This window comes from Brachybacterium sp. p3-SID1565 (assembly GCF_025143785.1).
Taxonomy (GTDB): Bacteria; Actinomycetota; Actinomycetes; order Actinomycetales; family Dermabacteraceae; genus Brachybacterium; species Brachybacterium epidermidis.
Map to the genome: position 1 here is coordinate 1 of NZ_JAMBDS010000018.1, position 17,318 is coordinate 17,318.

Sequence of the window (17,318 nt, forward strand, 5' to 3'; positions counted from 1 at the left end):
CAGGTCGAGGGCCGAGCGCATCGCGGAGGCCGCGCCATGGGACCACAGCCCCAGGCCCGCTGCGGTCAGCACCAGGCCGGCCACGAAGCCGGGAAGGGCGGCCGGCCCCAGGCCGAAGCCCGCCACCACCGGCATCAGCAGCGCCACCGTCAGCGGCGTCAGCGCGGAGCGTCGCAGCCCGTAGGTCAGGTCATCCAGCAGCACGTGCTCACGGTCGCTGAGCATGGTGGCGCGGGTCTCGACCACTGCAGCGGCGCCTGCCCGTCGGGATGCGTCGAGCATCGAGGCGATGACCAGCAGCACGGTCACCACGCCCATGCCTATGCCCGCCAGCAGCGGGAGGGCCTGCGGGGTGAGGGCGTGCAGGGCACGGTCCTCCCAGACCGTGGCGGCCCGAGGGGCCGCCTGCAGAGCGGTGACCACCGGCCCCAGCAGGGGCAGCGCGGCGAGGGCGGCCACCAGCAGCAGAGCGCTGCGCGGACCGGTGCCGGCCGAGGCCGCGGCCTCCCGTGCAGCCGGCTCGGTGCCCGGGTCATCCAGCAGAGCCGGGGCGGCCAGCGAGCCCGCGAAGCCGAGCGTCACCACCAGGGCACCCAGGCCGCTGTACGCGAGCAGGGCCAGGGCCAGGCCCGGCACACCGGCGCTGAGCACGCTGAGCACACCCAGCACGCCCAGCAGCAGCGCCAGGGCGAGCGCGGCGCTCAGAGCAGTAGCGCCGAAGGCCGCGGTGGCACCCAGCGCACCCCCGGTGCGGCTGGTGCGGGCCGCACGCAGCGCGGTCTCGCCGCGGCGGTCGGCCGTGGCATCCAGCAGCAACAGGGCCAGCAGGGCGGCCAGTGCACCGGCTCCGATCGCGCCGGCGACCACGGCGCTCGGCGACACGGTGTGCAGGGTCAGCACGTCCAGGAAGGCGCCGGCGTCGCGGGAGTCGTCCGTGACGGAGATCCATTGGCCCATGTCCTGGGTGGCCTGTTCGATCTGCGGCACCATCTCCTCTCGCGGCAACGGCTGGGGGCCGGCCACGGCCGGATCGGTGAACTCACTCATCCCCACGTGGTCGAAGCGCAGGGACTTGTACTGGGTGGGCAGCCACAGCGCGGCCGCGGCCACCGTGAGCGCACCGCTCAGCACGGCGGGGATCAGCCCGCCCATCCGGAGCCCGGTGCGCTCCTGGCCATCATTCATCCGATGCGGGACCACCGCGGCGGCGGCCGCGGTGAGCATGGCAGCCCCCAGGCCCAGCAGCACCACCAGGATCCCCTCGCCCGCCAGGACCGGGACGCCGAGCAGGATCCCGCCGGCGGCCAGAGCGGTGGTCAGCAGCACCAGGTCAGCGGCGCGCCCGCCTCCGTGGCGGATGATGCGGGCGGTCAGCAGGTGCTCGGCACCGAGGTTGTCCTCGCCGTCGGGCTCCAGATCGTTCTCGTCCGTGCCCACCAGCACCGCGGAGGCCGCACCCACGGTCTCCAGGGGGGCCGAGCACACCCGCACGGCCAGGGCCCCGATCGCAGCGCCACCAGCCAGGGCCACCAGGGCGCTGCCGGCCTGCTCGCGCAGGAACCACACCGCGATCGCCACCGGCAGCACACCCAGGGCCAGGGCGCCGGTCACGCTGAGAGCACCCAGGCGACCCAGCAGCGCTTCGCGCCGGCTGGGGCCGATGGACAGCGCGGCGATCTGCAGGGCCACGCCCCGCCAGGCGGCGAGCGGGCCCAGCAGCAGACCGGCCAGCAGCATCGCGGAGCGCAGCAGGCGCTGGTCGGTGGATCCGGGCACCAGGTAGGCCAGCACCAGGGCGGGGATGCCCACCGCGACGGTCACCGACGCGACAGTGGACAGCTGTGCGCCCAGGCGCCGCGCCAGACCGGGATCGGCGGCGAGGTCGCGGAAGTCGGGGTCCGCCACGAGGGCCTCGCCCTGTTCGAGATCCTCGTCCACGTCCGTTCCTGCGTCGTCGAGGTCCTCGACGTCGGAGTCCCGGTCGTCGGGATCCCCGACGTCGGGGTCCCGGTCGTCGGGATTCTCGACATCCGGGTCCTCGCTGCGGCGACGGCCGGTCCTCGCGGCCGGGCGAGCCGGTCTGCGCAGGCGGGTGGGGACGATGGCCCCCGCCACCAGGGCGATGATCGAGAGGACCGCCAGGACCAGCAGGGTCACGGCGATGTCGTCCCCGAGGGGGTACTGGGTGATGAGATCCACGAAGGCGCTTCCGTCCGGGGGGAGAGGCCAGCGGCCCGCGCGGGGCCGATGACGGCAGGTCAGGCGAGCAGGGAGAGGTCCAGATGGTCAGGGCCGCCCTCGACCACGCGGATCGGCACGCCCCAGTCCTGCTGGTGCATGTGGCAGGCGGGGAACTCGACCGCAGGATCGGCGTCGCAGGAGGCGGCGCGGGCGTTGACGTGCAGCACGCCCTCGGTGATCGAGGGGTCCAGCTCCAGCACCCGCTCCAGCTCGGTCCTGGTACCGGCCCCCGCGCGCACCATGCTCGCCGGCGAGGTCGTGATCGACACCTGGGTGGAGGGCCCCATGGAGTCGTCGAGCTTGTGGCCCTCGGGCGGGGTGAACAGCACCCGGATCCGCAGCGGGCCAGGGCCCACCTCGGTCACCGGGCGCTCGGAGCGCTGGGCGCCCTCGTCGATCACGCGCTCGGCGGCCTTGGCCACGGGCACCCAGGTGAGCCGGTGCGTGCCGGACTCCACCACGATCAGCTGCCCGATGCCGTCCACCGGGGGCCCCACCAGGGCGTCGGAGGGCTCTCGCAGGTCGGTGGCGACGGTGACGACGGTGGCGGTGCCGTCCTCGGCGCCGTGCTCGTCGATCACCCGGATGGCGCCGTTGTAGGTGTCGGCCACCGCGATGCGGCCGTCGGGCAGGACGGTCACCCCCAGGGGGTGCTGCAGGCGCGCGGTGGCGGCGGCGCCGTCGACGTAGCCGTAGTCGAACAAGCCCTCCCCCACCAGGGTGCTCACGCGCATGGCCCGCGGGTCCAGCACGCGCACGGCGGAGGTCTCGGAGTCGGCGATCACGAGCCGGCCGTCTGCCATCTCGTCCACACCGGAGGGCTGGGCCCACCACGAGCCCACCACGGGCCCGTCCACCAGACCCTCCTGGGTGGTGCCGGCGAGCACCGCGAGACCCTGCGTGACCGGGTCGAACATCCACATCTGGTGGATGCCTGCCATGGTGATCACCGCGCGGTTCAGAACGCCGGACCAGGCCAGGTCCCAGGGGGTGGACAGGTCGAAGGTGCGCGGATCGCCCTCACCGCGGGGCAGGGGCCGGCCCTGCATCCACTGGCCGCCGCTGCCGGCGACGGTGACCACCTCGGTGGCGGTGCGGGCCCGCAGCAGGCGGTCCTGCCCCAGCCGCACGCCGCGCAGCAGATGGTTGGCGGTGTCGGCCACCAGCAGGTCGTAGCCGACCTCGGCGGCCACCTCCTCGGGCAGCACCAGCACCCCGTTGGGCTCGGCGAAGCGCACCTGCTCGGCCTCACCGTCGCGATGGCCGCGCACGCCCTCGCCGATCACCTCGTCCACGGTGAGCCCGTCGGCACGGAACACCACCAGGCGGTGCTGGCCCGCGTCGGAGACCACCAGGCGGCCATCGGGGAGAGCCGCGACCTTGGAGGGGTAGCGCAGGGTCTGGGGGGTGCGCTCGGTCAGCACCGTGGGGGCGGGCCCGCGGCGCAGGGAGCCATCGGCCTCGCCCTCGGCGACCAGGCGCTCGATGAGGGCGTCGAGGTTGGCGGCGTGCCCCTCGCCGGAGAGGTTCCCGGCGATGCGGCCGTGCGTGTCCAGCACCATCAGGGTGGGCCAGGCGCGGGCCCCGTACTCGCTCCAGGTGCGAAGCTCCGGATCATCGAGCACGGGGTGAGTGACCTCGTAGCGCTCGATGTTGTCGGCCAGCGCCTCGGGGTCCTTCTCGAACTCGAACTTCGGGGAGTGCACGCCGACCACCACGAGCTCCTGGGACCACTTCTCCTCCAGCGGTCGCAGCTCGTCCAGCACGTGCAGGCAGTTCACGCAGCAGAAGGTCCAGAAGTCCAGCAGCACGATCTTGCCGCGCAGGTCCTCGAGGTCCAGTTCCACCCCGCCGGTGTTGAGCCAGGAACGGCCGCGCAGGGGCGAGCCGTGAGCACGGGCGGTGAGGGGCTGAGAGGGATCGGCCGGAGTGGTCATGGGGCCAGTGAACACCTCAGCGGCGCACCGATGCCAGTCCGCGTGAGATCCGCCGGTCCGCGCGTGCTCACCAGGTGGCGATCCACTCCAGCAGCGCGGGGTCCTCGAGCGTGGTCAGCGCGAGATCCGCCGAGGGCGCCCGGGTGCTGGGGGTGGGAACGACGATCAGGCGCAGTCCGGCATCGCGGGCGGCCCGGGCCCCGGTGCCGGAGTCCTCGAAGGCCAGGGCGTGCTGCGGCTCGGCGCCCAGAGCACGGGCAGCGGCCGCGTACATGTCGGGGGCGGGCTTGGGGCGGGCCACGGTGTCGGAGGCCTCCAGCACCGTGAAGTGCTCCCGCAGGCCGCCGGCGGCGAGCTTGCCCTCGAGGGCCTCCAGCCAGGAGTTGGATGCGCAGCCCAGCGGGACCCGGGCGGCGGCTGCCTCCACCGCCGCGGTCGCGCCGGGCATGGCGCGGATGCCGACGGCGAGCTCCCGGTCGAAGGCCTCGTGCAGCTGCGCCAGGACTTCGGGCTCCGGGGCGCCGGCCCGCTCGGCGATGATCTCGGCGGCCACCTCGATGGTGGAGCCGTGCAGGTGCTCGTGGTCCTCAGCCCTCAGGCGGGCACCGGCGGTCTCGACCACAGCGGCCTGGGCGCGGTTCCAGATGGACTCGGTGTCCAGCAGCATCCCGTCGCAGTCGAACACGACGGCCTGCGGCGTCCAGTCGCCGAAGGCCTCCCGGAAGCGGTGGATGCCGGTCACCGCGGGTCCTTCCCCGTCCAGCCGGCGATCCAGTTGCGCAGCACCGGGTCCTCCAGGGAGGTGAGGCGGCGCGGCGCGCGGGGGTCCTGCCCAGGCAGGGACGGCACCGCGATCAGCTGCATGCCCGCTCCGAGTGCGGCCTCGGCGCCGGTCTCGGAGTCCTCGAAGGCGAGACAGTCGGCCGGGTCCGCACCGAGCAGACGGGCCGCCTGGACATACATGTCCGGGGCGGGCTTGGGGGCGGCGACGTCCTCCACCGCCACCTGTGCGGTGACGAACTCGGCAAGGCCCAGCTCGTCGATCTTGTGCTGCAGCTCCTCGCGCGGGGAGTTGGAGGCCACGGCCACGGGGACCACCGCAGCGACGGCCCTGACGGTCTCGTACGCCCCGGCCATCGGCACCATGCGGATCTCCCGGCGAGCAGTGCGGTGAGCGAGCAGCAGCTCCTCGGTGACCACGGAGGGGTCCTTGCCGATCAGCTCGGCGATCGCGGCGATCACCACCTCGGCGGCGCGGCCGGTGATGGAGCGGCGGGTCTCCTCGTCGAAGGCGGCGCCGTGGCGGGCCAGGTACTCGTCCTGCAGCTCCACCCAGGCGGCCTCGGTGTTCACCAGCATGCCGTCGCAGTCGAAGACCACGGCCGCGGGCGTCCAGGCGGGGGGCCAGGTGTCCAGCGGGGACGGGGCCAGGGGCGCCGAGCCGGGCTGGTCCGTAGCGGGGGCACCGGCAGGAGAGGCGTCGGTCAGGGCGGAGGGTTCGCTGTGCATGATGCGCCCAGCGTATCCAGCCGCCCTGACCGGGGTGCTCAGCCAGCGGCCCGCGGCCGTTGGACGCGGCTCAGCCGGCGGCGGCCAGGCCCCGCTCCAGATCGGCGAGGATGTCGTCGATGTGCTCGATTCCCACGCTGAGCCGCACGAACCCGGGCTCGATGCCGGCGGCGCGGTGCTCGGCCTCGCTGAGCTGGGAGTGGGTGGTGGAGGCGGGGTGGATCACCAGGGAGCGCACATCGCCGATGTTGGCCACGTGGGAGTGGAGGGTCAGGGCGTCCACGAAGCGCCTGCCGGCGTCGATCCCCCCGGGCAGCACGAACCCCAGTACGCTGCCGGCGCCGCGCGGCAGGTACCTGTCGGCGAGCTGCTTGTACGGGGAGGAGTCCAGGGAGGCCCAGGTGACGGACTGGACGCGGTCATCGGCCTCGAGGAACTCGGCGACCGCGCGGGCGTTGTCCAGATGGCGGTCCATGCGCAGCGGCAGCGTCTCCAGGCCCTGACCGATCAGGAAGGCGTTGAACGGGGAGATCGCCGGGCCGATGTCCCGCAGCAGGTTGGTGCGGGCACGGGTGGCGAAGGGCGCGGGGACCTGGGAGAACACCAGACCGTTGTAGGACTCGTCGGGCTGGGTGAACTGCGGGTACTTCTGGGCGCGGGCGGTGAAGTCGAAGCTGCCGCCGTCCACGATGGCCCCGGCGATCGAGGTGCCGTGGCCGCCCAGGAACTTGGTGGCGGAGTGGACCACCACATCGGCCCCGTGCTCGAGGGGGCGCAGCAGGTAGGGGGTGGCCACCGTGTTGTCCACCACCAGCGGCACCCCCACCTCGTGGGCGACGCCGGCGACGGCCTCGATGTCGAGGATGTCGTGCTTGGGGTTGGGGATGGTCTCGGCGAAGAAGGCGCGCGTGGTGTCATCGGCCGCGGCCCGCCAGGACTCCGGGTCGGTGGGGTCCTCGACCCACTGCGGGGTGATGCCCAGGCGGGACAGGGTGTGCTTGAACAGGTTGAAGGTGCCGCCGTACAGGCTGGGCGAGAGAGCCACCGAGTCCCCGGCCCCGGCGAGGTTCAGGATCGCCAGGGTGATGGCGCTCTGCCCCGAGGCCACCAGCAGGCCTGCGGCGCCGCCCTCGAGCGCAGCGATGCGGTCCTCGACGGCGCCCTGGGTGGGGTTGGTGATGCGGGTGTAGATGGGGCCGGCCTCGGCCAGCGCGAAGCGGTCCGCTGCGGACTCGGCGCTGGGGAACACGAAGCTGGTGGTCTGGTGGATCGGCAGGGCGCGGGAGCCGGCCGCGGCATCGGGCTCCTGCCCGGCGTGGATGGCCAGGGTCTCGAACTTCAGGGGCGGCTCGGCCATGGGGTCCTCCTGGGGATCGGTGGGCGCTCGACGGTCGCAGGAGCCAGGGGCCCGCGACGGTCCGTGCGGCCAGGGTGCCGCAGAGCGGGCGCGGCACGGCAGGAACGTGAACGTGTGTGGCAGCCCGGTCAGTGCAGAGCCAGGAGCTCTCCCTGCCAGCGACTGCGCAGCCAACGGTCGTGGGAGGCGATCAGCACCGCGCCGCCCCACTCCTGCAGTGCGGTCTCGAGCCGGGTGGCGGTGACCAGGGCCAGGTGGTTGGTGGGCTCGTCCAGCACCAGCAGCTCGGGCCCCTCCAGCAGCAGGCCGGCCAGCATCACCCGACGCAGCTGGCCGCGGGAGAGCAGCTCGAGCGGGCGGTCCAGGTCGCGGGGGTGGACCAGTCCGAACAGCTCGGGCACCTCCCGGGAGTCCGGATCGGGCTCTGTCGCCGCGGCGTCAGCCCCCTCCCCCGCACTCGCGGCGGCCCCCAGGTGCTGGCGGACGGTACGGCCGGGGATCGCTTCGTCGTCCTGTCCCAGGTATCCGATCCGCAGGCTGCGGGGCCTGGACACGGATCCGGTAGTGGGCTGGAGCCGGCCGGTGAGCACGTCCAGCAGGGTGGACTTCCCGCTCCCGTTCGCTCCGGTGATCAGCAGCTTCTCCCCTGCCGAGAGGGACAGCGAGACGGGATCCAGCCGGTCCTCGACCGCGACCTGCGTGGCCGCCAGCAGCACGGTGCCCGCACCGCCCGTAGCGACGGGCAGGCGGGTGAAGTGCAGCTCGGCCGGGGGCTTGCGCACCTGCTCGTCCTCCAACTGCTCCAGCCAGGCGCGGGCATCCCGCAGGCGGCGGGAGACGGTCTTGGCGTTGCGGTCGGCGTAGAACTTCTTGGAGGCCCTGGCCTCGGTGCGGGGCCCGCGACCTGCGTGTCCCACCTGGGCGGCGTCCTTGACGGCCTCTCGCAGGCGGTCCAGCTCGTCCTGCTCGCGGCGGAACCGCTGCTCCCACCGCTCTCGGGCGTCCATGCGGGCCAGCAGGTAGTCGCTGAAGCCTCCCGTGTAGGAGGTGAGGCCGCCGACGGGGGTGCGAAGCGGGGCCTCGGCCGGATCGAGGTCCAGCTGTGCGGCGGTGGCGTCGTCGAGGAAGGCGCGGTCGTGGCTGGCGATCAGCACGGGCCCCGGGTGGGCACGCACTGCGGCGGCGAGGAAGGCGGCACCGTCGTCGTCGAGGTGGCTGGTGGGCTCGTCCAGCAGCCTCGTGGTGGGGCGGGCGATCAGCAGGTGGGCGAGGGCCAGTCGCTCGCGCTGCCCGCCGCTGATCTCCTCGAGCCGGGTGGTGGACGGCACGTCGTCGAGGTGGAGGCCGTGCAGCACGTCCTCAGCGCGTCGGTCGGCGTTCCACACGTCCGCGAGGGTGGCCTCGGCGAGCAGGCGGTCGTACAGCTGGGCGGTCTGAGCGGGGGTCGGGGCTGTGGTGGACCCTGCGGCGGGGCTGCCATGCCGCGCAGGCGCCGACGGGTGCGCCTCATCCGCCGACGGGTGCGCCTCGTCCGCCGACGGGTGCGCCTCGGCCAGGGCCTCCCCTGCCGCGGTGAGCTCGCGTTCCAGTCGCCGCGATCGTGAAAGGGCATCCTCCACCACCTCGGCCAGCGTGGTCGTCCCCGCGAAGGGGAGCTCCTGGTGGAGCAGGCCCACCGGTTTCGGGACGATGACGGTGCCGGAATCGGGGCTCAGCTGCCCGGCCAGGATCCGCAGCAGGGTGGTCTTGCCACTGCCGTTCTCCCCCAGCAACCCCGTGGGCCGGCCGGCGGGCACGACCAGATCGACGTCGGTGAGCACTCGACGATCCGGGTAGGACAGGGATATGCCGTCGGCTCGCAGATGGAGGCCGGAGGCGCCTGCGTCGGCGCGGGCAGCCGGGTTCGAGGTCGACGCGCTGCGGGCGGCGGGGGCGCCTGCCGATGAGGCGGCAGAGGAATGGGAGGGCATGGATCAGCTCCTGGACGCGAAGGTCGGTCGGGTTCGGGGCTGATCAGATGCGCATGCGGTCAGTGTAGTGAGGCGCCGAGGCCGCACACCACCTGTTTTCCACGCCGGGGCCTCGGCATTCCCGTGCCGAGGCTTCGACGTCATGCGCCGCCTCCAGCGCTTCCCCCTCTCCAGCCCAGTACCGGGCGGTCAGCTTCCAGGAGCTGGAACGTACTCGCCCGTAACCGGCTCAGGTCACCAGGCACCAGGCACCAGGCACGGGGCTCCAGGCACCAGGCACCAGCTCACGGCACCTCGCAGGCGCACCCGCGCCGGCTCAGGGCACCCGGCGCGACTCTACGGCGGTGCGGGTGCGCTCCAGTGCCTGGCGGCCCAGGTCCGGTAGGCGCTGGGCGACCGCCACCAGGATGCAGTCGATGACGGTGAGCTGGGCGATGCGCGAAGCAGTCGCACCGGAGCGGAAGGCCGATTCGGTGGCGGCGGTGACCAGGACGTGCTGGGCGCTGCGGGCCAGGGCCGAGGCCGGGGCGTTGGTGATCGCCACGGTGGCCGCGCCGGAGTCGGCTGCGACGCGCAGCGCATCGAGGACATCGGTGGTCTGCCCGGTGTGGGACAGCCCGACGGCCACGTCCCCTTCCTCCAGCAGGGCGGCGGCGGGCAGGCCCTCGTGCACGTCCCGGTGCACGCTGCAGGACAGGCCGATGCGGGTGAGCTTCTGCGCCAGGTCCATGCCTGCCAGGCCCGAGGCCCCCGCACCGAACACGGCGATCCGGCGTGCCCCCGCGATCAGCTCTGCCACGGTGCCCAGCACCGCGGTGTCGAGGGAGCCGGCGGTGTCGCGCACGGCGCGGGCGTCGGCGAAGGCGATCTTGCCGACCACGGTCTCCAGGTCATCAGCAGGGTCGATATCGCTCTCGTAAGCGCTGCCGGAAGTGCGCTCCCGGTGGATCGCGGTCTCCTCCAGCAGGCTGAAGCGGAACTCCCGGTAGCCGCTGTAGCCCAGTTCGTGGGACAGGCGCACCACGGTGGCCTCGGAGCAGGCGGCGGCCTTGGCCAGCGCACTGATGGTCATGCCGCCGGCGGCCTGCGGATCGGCCAGCACGATCTCGGCGATGCGGCGCAGCGCCGGCCGGAGGTCCTCCAGCCGCCCCCGCAGCCGCACCGTGACGGGCCCGCCTCCGTTGCCGGCGGCCGCACCCCCGTTCCGTGCGGCCCCGCCGTCGGTCCCCGCGCTCACCGGCCGTCCTTCTCGGTCAGTGCGGCCACGGCCGAACGGATCCCGGCGGGGTCGCCGTCGCGGGACGGGTCGGCGGGGAAGCGGCCGACGGCCTCGCGTGCCGCCTCGACGTCGACGGGCCCGTGGGCCGAGCCGCTGCCCACGGCGCCGGCACCGGCCAGCAGGGCCACCAGTGCCACGCGCAGCTGCCCGTCGGCCTGCTCGAGGACGTCAGCGGCGTGGTCGGGATCGGCGCCGGTGGCCTGGACCAGCATCCGCACGGTGCGGGCCATGAGCTTGGCGTTGGTGGGGCGCACGTTGATCATCAGGTTGGAGAAGGTGGTCCCCAGGCGCACCATCGTCGCCGTGGACAAGGCGTTCAGGGTGAGCTTCTGGGCGGTCGCGGCCTTCATACGGGTCGAGCCCGTGACCACCTCGGGGCCCACGTCCAGCAGGATCGCGATGTCCACGTCGCCTGCGAGCTGGGCGGCGGGGTTGGCGGCGATGAGCGCGGTGGGAAGGCCCCGCTCGCGAGCGGCCCGCAGGGCACCGCCGACGAAGGGGGTGCGGCCGCTGGCGGCCAGGCCGATCACGACGTCCTCGTCCTCGCACTGCTCGGAGACCACGCGGGCCCCGGCCTCGGGATCGTCCTCGGCTCCCTCGACGGCCCGCATCATGGCGGCGTCGCCACCGGCCAGGTGGGCCGTGACCATGTCGGGGGTGGCGTTGTAGGTGGGCACCAGCTCCACCGCATCCAGCACCCCGAGCCTCCCGGAGGTGCCGGCCCCGACATAGTGGACGGTGCCACCGGCGTCGATCGCGGCCACGCACACCTCGACCAGGCGGGCGATGTCATCGCTGACGGCCTGCACGGCGGCCGCCACCGTGGCGTCCTCGGCGAGGATCCGCTCCACCAGGTCCGATGCCGCCAGGGTGTCGAGGTCCTCGCTGCGCGGATTGCGCTCCTCCGTGGGGGAGACCAGGGAGACCAGGGTCCGCCATGCCTCGCGCTGCGGGATCGGGGTGGTGGCGTCCGTGTCGGTCATGGGTCCTCCTGGGGCGTCCTCGCGGGGGGATCAGGGGCGGGGCAGGGTTCGTGGTCCGGTCGGGGGTGCGGGGGTGGGTCGAGGAGCGGGGGTGGGCTCGTGGTCGGGTCGAGGTGTGGGGGTGGCAGGGCTGCGGTGTCAGGGATCGCCGGGAGTCGGGATGGCGGGGAAGTGCAGGCGGCGCAGGGGCCGGCCGGGATGCTGGGCGGCGGGGAGCGCCCCGGGCGGGGTGAGGGATCCCAGCACGGCGGGCCCGCTCGCACCGGTGATCGCGGTGCCGTCGGCGCGGGGAAGCACGGCGGGGACCTGCTCGGCGCTGAGCCAGCCGATCAGTGCCATCAGCACGGCCTCCTTGGCATCCGCCGGGAGCCCGGCGCTCTCGGCGTCCATTATGACCGGACCGGCCAGCAGGTCCTCGAGCCGCTCCCGCAGTGCGGGGTTGTGGATCCCCCCGCCGGTGAGCACCACGCGCTCAGGGGCGAGGTCCAGCACCGCTCGGGCGATGGTGGTGGCGGTGAGCTCGGTGAGCGTGGCGGCCAGGTCCGGCAGGCCCGGCAGCGCGAGGCCGCGGGCCGCGGCGAGGCGGTCCACGTAGGCGGCGTCGAACTGCTCGCGCCCGGTGGAGCGGGGCATCGGCGCGGCGTAGAACGGGTCGGCGAGCAGTGCCGCCAGCAGCTCCTGATCGATGCTTCCTGCGCGGGCCAGGGCCCCGTCGAGGTCGCAGGCCTGCTCACCGCCGGTGCCGTTCAGCACGGCAGCGTCGATCAGAGCGTTCCCGGGCCCGATGTCCCCCGCGATCACCTCGCCCGCGCCCACCAGGGACACGTTGGCGATGCCACCGATGTTGACCACCGCAGTGGGGCGGTCGCCGAGCACCAGCTGGTCCAGGATCGGCACCAGGGGCGCCCCGTGCCCTCCTCGGGCCACATCGGCCGAACGCACGTCGTACAGGACGGGCACACCGGTCGCGAGGGCGATGCGGGAGGCGTCGCCGATCTGCAGGGTGCCCGCGGCGCGGGAATCCTGCACCCAGTGGTAGAGGGTCTGGCCGTGGGTGCAGATCAGCTCCGCGCCACCACCCTCCAGGGCAGCGTGAGCGGCATCGGCGAAGGCCTCCCCTACCTGTGCGTGCAGGCGACACCAGGTGCCGACGTCGCTGTTGGCCGGGGGCAGCACGGCCAGCAGGTCGCGGCGCAGCCGCACCGGCCAGGGGTGCTCGCCATGGTGGAGGATCCGGGCGTGAGCGAGGGCAGGATCGTCCTGGTCGCGCCGGAACTCGACCAGGGCCACGTCGATCGCGTCCAGGCTGGTGCCGGACATCATCCCCAGCACCCTCATCGGCCCGACCCTCCCGTCGAGGACGGGCGCCCCATCGAGCAGGCGCGTCCCAGCAGCAGTTCCGCAGCGGCCACCATCGAGGCGCGGCCGGCGCCGTGGGCGAGCACGTACCTGTCGTGGCGGCGGGCGGCGTCGGGCACCCCGACGTGCACCAGGATCGCGTCGGGACGCAGGCGCAGCAGCTCGGCCAGCCGTGCCTGCTCCTCCCGGTCCGAGCGGGGCAGGCGGGTGATCACCAGCGCATCTGTACCGGGCCGGGCGAGGTCCGCGGGGCAGCCCGCCTCCTGTGCCTGCACGCCCCGCTCTCGCAGCACCTCCGCCAGGACGCTGCGGCGGCTGCCGGAGGCGTGGTCGCGGCGCCGGCGCGCATCGGCGATCACCACGGGCCCGCCGGTGAGGGCACCGGCGCTGCGCCGCTCCCGCACCGCGCGGGCGGCAGCCTCGGATCCGATGCGCTCCAGGGCGATCAGGGCGCCCGTGAGATCGGGGCTGCCCATGCCGTGCCGGCGCTCTCGGATCCATCCGCGGCGCTGCCGCACCTCGGCGGCGCGCCGAGCGAGGACGTCGCGAGGGATGCGCCCGGAGTCAGCAGCGGCGACCAGGGCGTCGTGGGCCTCGCGCAGCATCTGCTCGTCGTCGCGGCGGATCGAGGTGCCCAGGCACAGCAGGTGGGCCCCGGCCTCGACGGACCGCACCACCGCCTCGCCGTACCCGATGGGGCCGGAGACCCCGGCCATGTCCAGGGCATCGGTGATCAGCAGTCCGCGGAAGCCGCCCTCACCGCAGATCTCGTCGAGCACCTCGCGAGCCCACGGGGAGATGCTGGCCGGCCCCTCGCCGAGCGCGGGCACCTGGACGTGGGCGGTCATCACTGCGTCCATCCAGGGGGCCAGGTGCCAGGGCTCGAGGTGCTCGTACTCGAACTGCTCGCGGGCCAGCTCGATCGTGGGCAGCGCGGTGTGGGAGTCCACGTGGGTGGCGCCGTGGCCCGGGAAGTGCTTGCCGCACACCCCCACGCCCGCATCGCGGATGCCCCCGGCCATGGCACGGGCGTGGCGGGCCACGAGGTCGGGATCGGCGCCGAAGGCACGGGTGCCGATCACCGGGTTCTTCGGGTCGGTGGACACGTCGAGCACGGGAGCGAGGTCCAGGTCGATGTCGCAGGCGGCCAGCAGGTCACCCAGTGCTCTGCCGGCGGCGCGGGTGAGATCGGGGTCGTCCACCTCGCCGAGGGCCCAGGCCGTGGGGAGGGAGGAGCCGACTCCGGCCTGCAGCCGGGTGACGTCCCCGCCCTCCTCGTCGGCGGCGACCAGCACCTCCGGCTCGATCGCGTGCAGGGCGCGGGCGAGGCGTGCGCAGGTGGCCGCATCGGGGATGTTGTGGCCGAACAGGATCACGCCGCCCAGGCCCGCGCGCAGCGGGGCCTCCAGGAAGGCGGGCACCTCGGTGCCGGTGAAGGGGGCCAGCAGCACGCCCAGGGCGTCGCGGTCCCAGAGCTCGGCTTGGCCCCCACCCCTGCTGCCCGACCCGGTGCTCATCCCTTCACCGCTCCCGAGGTGAGGCCGGAGGCGAGGTTGCGCTGCACCAGCACGAAAAAGATCACCACGGGCATGGCGATGATGGTCGACGCGGCCATGATGGAGCCCCAGTCGGCGGTGTTCTGGGTGAAGAAGGTGCGCAGCCCCACGCCGACGGTGTACTTCGAGGAGTCCTGCATGAACGTCAGGGCGAAGATGAACTCGTTCCACGCGGTGATGAAGGAGAACACCGAGGTCGCGACCAGCCCGGGCGCCACCAGGGGCAGCAGCACGGAGCGGAACATGCGCAACCAGCTCGCGCCGTCGATGTAGGCGGCCTCCTCCAGCTCCTTGGGCACGGCCGCGACGAAGCCGCGCAGGTTCCAGATCGCGAACGGCAGGGAGAACGCCAGGTACACGATCACCAGGCCCAGCAGGGAGTTGAGCATCTGCAGGGAGCGCGCCTGGAGGAACAGCGGGATGACCAGGGCCTCCAGCGGCACCATCTGCACCATCAGCACCATCACCAGCACCACGGTGCGCAGCCGGAAGCGGAACCGGGCGACGGCCACGGCCGCCAGCAGCGCCAGGATGCCGCTGATCAGCACAGTTCCCAGGGCCACCAGCAGCGACACCCGCACGTACCGCAGGAAGTCGGCGTCCACCAGCACGTACCGGAAGTGCTCGAGGGTGAAGCCGCTGGGCAGCAGGGAGGCTCCGCGGGACAGCGGGCTGGTGTCCACCGCGGTGGAGAGCATCCAGTAGAAGGGGAACAGGGAGAAGACCATGACCAGGACGATGCCGATCGCCTTCAGCACCGCGCTGCCGGCACGTCGCGCACTGCGGCTGCGGGCGGGGCGCCGGGCGTCCCTCCTGCCGTGGGTGGTCTCGGCCGAGGAGGCCCGGGTGGCGGTGATGCTCACAGCTCCTCCTCCTTCATCAGGAACCGCAGGTACACCACGGTGATGGCGAGCAGCAGCAGGGTCAGGAGCACGGCGATGGTGGAGCCCATGCCGTAGGCGCCCTGGGAGAAGGACTCGGTGTAGGACCACACACCCAGGTTCATCACGGACCGGTTGGTGCCGTCACCGCCGGGCATCAGGTAGATCTGCGTGAACACCTTGAAGTCCCAGATGGTCGACAGGATGATGCACACCGCGAAGATGGGGCGCAGCCCCGGCACGGTGATGTTGGTGAAGCGTCGCACCGCGCCTGCCCCGTCCATCTCGGCTGCCTCGTACAGCTCCTCGGGCACGGTCATCAGACCGGCCAGCACGGTCACCGCGATGAAGGGGAAGCCGTGGTAGACCACATTGATGGTGGCGATGGCGTAGAAGGACAGGCGGTCGGAGAACCAGTTGACCGAACCGGGCTCGAACAGGCCCAGCTCGCCCAGCAGGTTGGCGACCAGTCCGGCACGCGGGTCGAACAGCCACACGAACACGTAGGTGTTGGTCAGCGCGGGCACCGCCCAGGCCACCATGATCGCGGTGGTGCAGATGACGCGCCAGAAATCGGAGAGCGTGTTGAGGAACAGGGCCACCGCGGTGCCCACCGCCATCGTGAGCACCACGCACACCGCCGCGAAGACGACCGTGTTGGGCAGGACCGTCCTCCACAGGAACGGGTCGCTGAGCACCTGGACGTAGTTGTCCAGGCCGATGTAGTTCGAGTCGCCGCGGATCAGGTTGCGCAGCCCGTAGTCCTGCAGGGAGAGGTTCAGCACGCGGCCCAGCGGCCACAGCAGCAGCACCGCGAGCACGATCAGCGCCGGGGCGAGCAGCATCCATGGCGCAGCCGTGCGGCGCACTCGTCGGCCGAGGGGCACTGTCCGGGAAGGGCCCGGGGTGGGGGCCCTTCCCGCGGTGTGGGCAGCGGTCATGACTGGAAGATCTGGTCCATCTCCTCGGCGGCGGCGTCGGCCGCTTCCTGGGCCGGAGTGCCGCCGAGGACCTCGGTCAGCAGGGTGGTGATGGTCTTCTTGCCCTCGATCTTGCCCCAGGCGGGGGTGACCGGCACCGAGGTGCCGCCCTCGCTCATCTGCTGGGCGAACACCTGGGTGAGCTCGTCACCGGAGGCGACCACCTCGTCCAGCGCGGCCTGGTCACCGGGGAAGAAGTTGGTCTCGGTGGCCCAGCGGGTGGCGAACTCGCCGGTGGCCATCAGCTTTATCAGCTCGAAGGCCAGCTCGGGCTCCTGGGACTCCTCGAAGCGGCACAGGTGGGATCCGCCCAGGAAGGACTTGGCCACGGGGCTGTCCTTCGCGGGGATCGTGTACGCCACGAGCTTCTCGAACATCTCCGGGTTGTCCTGCTCGATGGTGGCGGGCACCCACGAGCCGGTGATGAACATGCCCACGTCGCCCTGCAGGAAGGCGGCCAGGGAGTCCGTCTCCAGCCAGGTGGAGGCGGCGGCGGTGGAGGCGTCGTGCTTGAGCGCCAGGTCGGTGTACCAGGTCAGGCCCTCCACCGATTCCGGGGAGTTGATGGTGGCGGTCCACTCGCCGCCCTCCTCGGTGGCGATGTCGCCGCCCGCACCCCACACGAAGGGCAGCATCGAGAAGGAGCTGGCACCGGCGACGGGGAAGGGGATGGAGTCGGGGTCGGACTCCTTGAGGGCGGTGATCATGGTGAGCAGGTCGTCCCAGGACTGGGGCTGCTCGGCCACGCCCGCGGCCTCGAGCTTCTCCTTGTTGCCGAGGATCGAGCGAACCCCGGCGTACCAGGGCATGCCGTAGAGCTTGCCGTCCAGGGTGCCGGACTCGACCAGCCCCTGGACCAGGCTGTCCTTGAGGCCGGCCTCCTCGATCTCGGCGGTGAGGTCGGAGAGCCCGCCGGCGTCGGCGAACTCGGGTGTCCAGGTGGTGCCCACCTCGGCGACGTCCGGACCGGTGCCGCCGCTCATGGCGGTCACGAACTTGTCGTGGGCACCGTCCCAGGGCTGGACCTGCACGTCCAGGGTGGCGCCGGTCTGCTCGGTGAAGGCCGTCTTCAGCGCCTCGACGTACTCATCGGTCTTGGCGTTGGTGCCCTGCATGATCCACAGGGTGATGGTCTTGTCGGCATTGGCCTCGGTGTCCGTGGGGTCGGTGCCGCCGCCACCGGTGCCTCCCGCCCCGCAGGCGGCCAGGGTGAGAGCGGCGCTGCCGGCGGCACCGGCTGCGAGAACACGTCGTCGTGCGATCATG

General features: G+C 72.8%; 13 protein-coding genes. All 13 read right to left on the minus strand.

Going from position 1 to position 17,318, the window contains the following annotated elements:
- Positions 1 to 2,199: pyrophosphatase (locus M4D54_RS06070; RefSeq protein ID WP_259890718.1), on the minus strand; the 2,199-nt coding region annotated here is incomplete at its 3' end.
- A 59-nt stretch (positions 2,200 to 2,258) separates the two neighbouring features.
- Positions 2,259 to 4,178: a thioredoxin-like domain-containing protein gene (locus tag M4D54_RS06075; RefSeq protein ID WP_193865339.1), complete on the minus strand. Its 1,920-nt coding sequence runs from the start codon at positions 4,176 to 4,178 to the stop codon at positions 2,259 to 2,261.
- A gap of 67 nt (positions 4,179 to 4,245) precedes the next feature.
- Positions 4,246 to 4,920 (minus strand): HAD family phosphatase, encoded by a 675-nt coding sequence (locus M4D54_RS06080; RefSeq protein ID WP_259890719.1) that lies wholly within the window; start codon positions 4,918 to 4,920, stop codon positions 4,246 to 4,248.
- A complete protein-coding gene (locus tag M4D54_RS06085; protein ID WP_259890720.1) occupies positions 4,917 to 5,687 on the minus strand; it encodes an HAD family phosphatase in 771 nt (256 codons plus the stop codon). Before M4D54_RS06085 ends, M4D54_RS06080 begins: the two co-directional genes overlap by 4 nt.
- A gap of 70 nt (positions 5,688 to 5,757) precedes the next feature.
- Positions 5,758 to 7,044: an O-acetylhomoserine aminocarboxypropyltransferase/cysteine synthase family protein gene (locus tag M4D54_RS06090; RefSeq protein ID WP_193865338.1), complete on the minus strand. Its 1,287-nt coding sequence runs from the start codon at positions 7,042 to 7,044 to the stop codon at positions 5,758 to 5,760.
- 128 nt (positions 7,045 to 7,172) lie between these two features.
- Positions 7,173 to 9,014, minus strand: coding sequence for an ABC-F family ATP-binding cassette domain-containing protein (locus M4D54_RS06095; RefSeq protein WP_259890722.1), 1,842 nt, complete (start codon positions 9,012 to 9,014; stop codon positions 7,173 to 7,175).
- 316 nt (positions 9,015 to 9,330) lie between these two features.
- On the minus strand, positions 9,331 to 10,251 hold the full coding sequence (locus M4D54_RS06100; RefSeq protein ID WP_193865336.1) for a MurR/RpiR family transcriptional regulator: 921 nt from the start codon (positions 10,249 to 10,251) through the stop codon (positions 9,331 to 9,333).
- On the minus strand, positions 10,248 to 11,276 hold the full coding sequence (locus M4D54_RS06105) for an N-acetylmuramic acid 6-phosphate etherase (RefSeq protein WP_259890723.1): 1,029 nt from the start codon (positions 11,274 to 11,276) through the stop codon (positions 10,248 to 10,250). Before M4D54_RS06105 ends, M4D54_RS06100 begins: the two co-directional genes overlap by 4 nt.
- Positions 11,277 to 11,414: 138 nt before the next feature.
- Entirely contained in the window at positions 11,415 to 12,614 is a 1,200-nt protein-coding gene (locus tag M4D54_RS06110) for an anhydro-N-acetylmuramic acid kinase (protein ID WP_259890724.1), read from the minus strand.
- A complete protein-coding gene (locus tag M4D54_RS06115; RefSeq protein ID WP_193865333.1) occupies positions 12,611 to 14,152 on the minus strand; it encodes a glycoside hydrolase family 3 N-terminal domain-containing protein in 1,542 nt (513 codons plus the stop codon). The genes M4D54_RS06110 and M4D54_RS06115 overlap by 4 nt, the downstream gene beginning before the upstream one ends.
- On the minus strand, positions 14,149 to 14,919 hold the full coding sequence (locus tag M4D54_RS06120; protein WP_193865385.1) for a carbohydrate ABC transporter permease: 771 nt from the start codon (positions 14,917 to 14,919) through the stop codon (positions 14,149 to 14,151). The genes M4D54_RS06115 and M4D54_RS06120 overlap by 4 nt, the downstream gene beginning before the upstream one ends.
- Before the next feature lie 131 nt (positions 14,920 to 15,050).
- Positions 15,051 to 16,013, minus strand: coding sequence for a carbohydrate ABC transporter permease (locus tag M4D54_RS06125; RefSeq protein WP_193865332.1), 963 nt, complete (start codon positions 16,011 to 16,013; stop codon positions 15,051 to 15,053).
- On the minus strand, positions 16,010 to 17,317 hold the full coding sequence (locus tag M4D54_RS06130; protein WP_193865331.1) for a sugar ABC transporter substrate-binding protein: 1,308 nt from the start codon (positions 17,315 to 17,317) through the stop codon (positions 16,010 to 16,012). Before M4D54_RS06130 ends, M4D54_RS06125 begins: the two co-directional genes overlap by 4 nt.
- Between the last annotated feature and the right edge of the window lies 1 nt (position 17,318).

Excerpts from the sequence above, each read along its gene's own strand:
- M4D54_RS06075 (WP_193865339.1), bottom strand. The coding sequence starts at position 4,178 with ATGACCACTCCGGCCGATCCCTCTCAGCCCCTCACCGCCCGTGCTCAC.
- M4D54_RS06120 (WP_193865385.1), bottom strand. The coding sequence starts at position 14,919 with ATGGTCTTCTCCCTGTTCCCCTTCTACTGGATGCTCTCCACCGCGGTG.
- M4D54_RS06110 (WP_259890724.1), bottom strand. The coding sequence starts at position 12,614 with ATGAGGGTGCTGGGGATGATGTCCGGCACCAGCCTGGACGCGATCGAC.
- M4D54_RS06095 (WP_259890722.1), bottom strand. The coding sequence starts at position 9,014 with ATGCCCTCCCATTCCTCTGCCGCCTCATCGGCAGGCGCCCCCGCCGCC.
- M4D54_RS06105 (WP_259890723.1), bottom strand. The coding sequence starts at position 11,276 with ATGACCGACACGGACGCCACCACCCCGATCCCGCAGCGCGAGGCATGG.
- M4D54_RS06130 (WP_193865331.1), bottom strand. The coding sequence starts at position 17,317 with ATGATCGCACGACGACGTGTTCTCGCAGCCGGTGCCGCCGGCAGCGCC.
- M4D54_RS06090 (WP_193865338.1), bottom strand. The coding sequence starts at position 7,044 with ATGGCCGAGCCGCCCCTGAAGTTCGAGACCCTGGCCATCCACGCCGGG.
- M4D54_RS06115 (WP_193865333.1), bottom strand. The coding sequence starts at position 14,152 with ATGAGCACCGGGTCGGGCAGCAGGGGTGGGGGCCAAGCCGAGCTCTGG.
- M4D54_RS06085 (WP_259890720.1), bottom strand. The coding sequence starts at position 5,687 with ATGCACAGCGAACCCTCCGCCCTGACCGACGCCTCTCCTGCCGGTGCC.
- M4D54_RS06125 (WP_193865332.1), bottom strand. The coding sequence starts at position 16,013 with ATGACCGCTGCCCACACCGCGGGAAGGGCCCCCACCCCGGGCCCTTCC.